The sequence below is a fragment of the Arthrobacter sp. 35/47 genome (genome assembly GCF_000520475.1).
Taxonomy (GTDB): domain Bacteria; phylum Actinomycetota; class Actinomycetes; order Actinomycetales; family Micrococcaceae; genus Arthrobacter_D; species Arthrobacter_D subterraneus.
Genome location: NZ_KI914588.1, coordinates 18172 through 22773, shown reverse-complemented (window position 1 = coordinate 22773; position 4602 = coordinate 18172). Strand labels below are relative to the sequence as shown.

At 67.1% G+C, this 4602-nt stretch carries 2 protein-coding genes; one reads left to right on the top strand and one right to left on the bottom strand.

What is annotated here, in order from left to right:
• The first annotated feature begins 36 nt into the window (after positions 1-36).
• Positions 37-1947 (top strand): FAD/NAD(P)-binding protein, encoded by a 1911-nt coding sequence (locus X803_RS0105230; protein WP_343299596.1) that lies wholly within the window; start codon positions 37-39, stop codon positions 1945-1947.
• Between the two features lie 153 nt (positions 1948-2100).
• Here the strand turns inward: X803_RS0105230 and X803_RS21375 are convergent.
• Positions 2101-4602, bottom strand: a 2502-nt coding sequence (locus tag X803_RS21375; RefSeq protein ID WP_035778020.1) for a 5'-nucleotidase C-terminal domain-containing protein, incomplete at its 5' end; no start/stop codon positions are given.

Sequence of the window (4602 nt, the reverse complement as noted above, 5' to 3'; positions counted from 1 at the left end):
GCGGGTCCGACCGGCCGATAACCTAGAAGGATGGAGATGACGCGGGCAGTTCAGGTGGCCATTATCGGCGCCGGTCCGCGCGGCACTTCCGTGCTGGAACGCCTGATCGCAAACTGGTCGGCACTCCGGGAGGCTGACCGCCCGCGGGTCACCGTTCATCTGATCGATCCTTACCAGCCAGGACCCGGGCATGTGTGGAGGACCGACCAGTCGCGGCATTTCCTCATGAACACGCCGGCGCTGTTTCCCACGGTGGTGCCGGTCGGCGCCGCAGCCGCCGCACGCGCGCCCTCCCTGGTGCCGCTGTCCTTCGACGACTGGCGGCAGCTCATGGACGCCTCACCGGATGATCGGCTGAGCGACGGCGACCGCAAGGAAATCCAGTCCCTCACCGCGGCAGACTTCGCCAGCCGGGCACTGTACGGGCGCTATCTCGAGTACATTTACACGTCGCTGATCGAACGGCTCGGCGACGGTATCGACGTCGTCGAGCACCGCGCGGAGGCAAGCCATCTCGAGAAGCTGGAGTCCGGCTTCCGGGTGAATGTCGGCGATAACACCACCGTGATGTGCGACGCCGTCGTGCTGGGGATGGGCCACCTGCCCGCCCAGCTCAACCCGGAGCAGGAGTCGCTCAGGGACGGCGCTGCGCGCCTGGGACTGCAGTACTGGCCGCCGAACGTTCCGGCCGATGTCGACTGGAACCGGCTTCCGGCGCGCAAGACCGTACTCGTGCGAGGACTGGGCCTGAACTTCTTCGACATCATCACCCACCTCACCGAGGGCCGGGGCGGAACGTTCGTCCCCAGCGGCGAACCGGCCGGCCGCGCACTGACCTACCGCCCTTCGGGCCGGGAACCCCAAGTGGTCGCCGCCTCCCGGCGAGGTACGCCATACCGCGCCAAGGCGAAACTCACCAGCTACGTCCCGCGCAGCGTGCGCCTTCGCTACTGCACGCCCAGCCGCGCCGGCGCCTTCGCAGCAAGCGGCATCCAGCCCGGCTTCGACCATGACCTCTGGCCGCTGCTGCACCGGGACGCCGTCTGGGCCTACTACAGCACGCTGGCACGCACCGGCGGACTGCCGGCGGAGTTCCTGCCGTCGCTCCAGAGCGTGCTTGACGATCCCGACAACGCCTGGCGCGCCCGCCTTGAGGAGCTCCTGAGTGGCTACGTGCCTCTTGCCGACCGGCTGGACCTCGAGTCGCTCGCCCGACCTTTCGGGCGGCACCGGTTCGCTTCCGCGGAGGAATACAACCAGGCGGTGCTCCACTATCTCGAGGAGGATGCCGCAGGCTCCGACCGCGGCGAAGAGGATCCCCTGAAGATGGCCATCGGCGCCATGAACGCGGGACGCTCAGTCATCAAGCAGATCGTCGCCGACGGGGGGCTGACCGAAGCGTCATGGACGGCGGAGCTGCGCGGGTGGTTTGAACCGCTGGTGGAGGGCCTTGCGAGCGGACCGCCCGCCCTCCGGATCGAGCAGCTGGCCGCTCTGGCGAGGGCCGGCGTCGTGCGCTTCGCCGGTCCGGCGCCGCGGTTCGAGCTGGATGCTGCGAGGGGGAGGTTCACTGTCTCCTCGCCGTGGGTGGAAGGCGGAAGATACGACGCCGGCGTGCTGGTCGAGGCGATGATGCCGGCCAACCGGGTGGTCCAGAACCGCTCCGTCCTGCTGCGCCGGCTGCTCGAGGATGGACTCGTGCGGGCGCGCACCACCATGTCCGAAGACGGCGTGCCGGAGGTTTCCCCGGGGCTGGACGTGACCAGGCCGCCCTACCGGGCGGTGGGCGCGAGCGGGCTGGTGCAGGAAAATCTGTTTGTGCTGGGACTGCAGCTCAGCGCCGTGCAGTGGGGAACAGCGATCGCCGCCGAGGCAGGCGCCCCACTCGACGCCGGAAGCAGGACGCTGCGCGACGCCGACGACATCGCGCTCGCAATCCTCGGCTGACCTGCCGGCGGCACGGCACCCTCGCCGGCACGGCACCGGCACCGGCACCTGAGCCGGAACGGCACCTGAGCCGGATCGGCAGAAAGCGCCCGTCCGCTGCTGCAGACGAGCGCCTCCTGTCGTTCCTATTGGGCCGGGATCCCCGGTTGTGCTCTAGCCGCGGCGTGCGTCGGCGAGGCACTTGCGGTACTCCGCCATTGCCTGCCCGAAACCGTCCGCCTCTTCGGCCTCCGGCCCACGCTCGGGTTTGGCCGGGGCAACGCATCCGGTTTCTGCGGGCGCCTCCACGGTCACGGGCAGATTGACCGTAGTGCCCGATTCCTTCGCAACCAGGACAATGGCCCCCGCTCCAGGCGTTGATTCCGGAACAGTGAGAGTGACCTGCGCGGCGCCATCGGTCACGGGGGTGGTTCCCAGCTCCGTGACAGTGCCGGCGGCGTCAACAAAGCTGGCGGACAGGCTGGTGTTCGCGGGACTGCCCAGTGAGGCCAGGTCCAGCTTCGCAACGCTGAAGCTGACGGAATCGCCGCCCTGCACGCTGACCGGCGCGTCCTTCACCATCACCGACCGACGGTCGAAGCTCGGTGACAGCGGGCTGTTCTGCCCGATGTAGCTGATCCACGCGTCGCGGTCCACGAGTCCCGAGTCGCGGACATCGGTTGCCTGCTGGAAGACGGTGAAGTTGTCGCCGCCCTGAGCCAGGAAGCTGACCGTGCCGATGCGGTATTCCGCAGCCGGATCCAGCGGAACTCCGTCGATCGTGACCGACGTGATGCGGGAACCGGCGGCGAGATCCGGGTTGTAGGTGTAGGACACGTTGTCGGACAACCCGAGCGCCTGGAAGGACCGGGATGCACCCGCCGGCTGCCACTGCTGCTCCAGCATCGTCCTGAACTGCTCCCCGGTCAGGGTGACGGTCCAGAGGTTGTTGACGAAGGGCAGGACTGCGTTGGCTTCGGCGTAGGTGATCACTCCGTCCTCGCCGTAGTAGAGCTCGTTGCGGAGCCCGCCCGGATTGACGACGCCGATGTCAGCTCCACCGCGTTCGGCGGCCGAGAGCGAAGCCCTCATGGAATCAGCAACCAGGTTCCCAAGCGTCGACTCCGATCCGCGGTCATCCCGGGCGCCGTTGAGGAAGGCGGTGGTGATGTCGGCAGTCACCGAACCGACCGGGCGGCTACCGATGACCTTCGCTTCAGCGAGGGCAGCATCGACAATTGCCTTGACCTCCGCCACGCGGGGGTAGGTTGCTGCCAGCACGGCCGGGTCCGTTGCGGAGCGTGCCACGTTCTGCGCGGTGTAGGACTCGACCTCGCCGGTGGCGTTATCGACGCTCAGTGTGATCTGGCCGATGAACTCGCCGTAGGAGCCGGTCTGCACAATGGGGCGGGTCTCGCCCTCAGCACCGGGGACCGGAGCGTCCCACACGTACTGCTTGTGGGTGTGGCCGGTGTAGATGGCGTCGACAAGCGGCGTGGTACCGGTGACGATCTCTGCAAAGGCGCCGCCCGCGGCAACCTCCTGCTCTATGGTGGCACCCTCGACGGCGCCGTCTCCGGCTCCCTCGTGGTACGCGGCCACAATGACGTCCGCCAGATCCTGATCCTCGATCTGCTGAGCCACGCGGTTCACGGCCTCGACGGGGTCCCCGAACTCGAGAGCGGCGATGCCGCCGGGGCTCACGAGCGACGGTGTCTCCTGGGTGACAGCACCGATGACAGCCACATCAATGCCGCCAACGGTCACGATCCCATATTCCTCGAGCGCGGGAGTGGTGGTTCCCTTGAGGTAGACGTTGGCGCCGAGGTAGGGGAACTCCGCGGCGTCGGCCACCCGGCCGTCCAGATCCTCGAAGCCGCCGTCGAACTCGTGGTTACCCACCGCTGAGGCTCGGAGGTCCAGCGCGTTGAGGAGGTCGAGAGTGGGCTGGTCCTTCGCTACCGAGGAGGCGAAGAGGGAGGCACCGATGTTGTCTCCGGCGGAGAGGAACAGCGAGTTCTCTTCACCGTACTGCGCGCGCAGTTCCTCGATGGTGCCCGCCAACTTCACGGTGTTCGAGTCGATCCGCCCGTGGAAATCGTTGATTCCCATCAGGTTGAGCTCGGTGGTGGAGTCCGCCGGTGCGAGGTCCAGCCCCACGATCACCGGATCGTGGTCGCTTGCCCTGAACTGGTTCGGCTCGTAGAAGTTGGTCGCGTTGTAGTTGTAGCGGCTGTACTCAAGCGCCACGGACTCAACAGCGTTGATGTTCCACACGTCCACGCCGGAAACCGTTGCATCGGCGGCGGGTGAGGCGAGGATGTGGTCGAGGGAACCTACAAGTCCCGAGAAGACGTAGGAGTAGCCCTCGGTCTTGCCGCCCTGGTTGATGTAGCCCGCGTCATAGAGAACCTGCATCGGGTCCTCGGCCGAGTAGGAATTGAAGTCACCGGCGAGGAAAACCTTGTCGGTGCCCGCCTGGGACTTCATACGGTCGGCGAACGCCACGAGCGCCGTTGCCTGTTCAATCCGGTCTGCATTGGATGCGCCCTGGCCGTCTCCCTGGTCAGCGTTCTCGCCGGAGCCCGATCCCTTCGATTTGAAGTGGTTGGCGATCACCAGGAACCTGGTGGACGCGTCCCCGCCAGCAACAGTGAAGGACTGGGCGAGCGGCTT

Excerpts from the sequence above, each read along its gene's own strand:
- X803_RS0105230 (WP_343299596.1), top strand. The coding sequence starts at position 37 with ATGACGCGGGCAGTTCAGGTGGCCATTATCGGCGCCGGTCCGCGCGGC.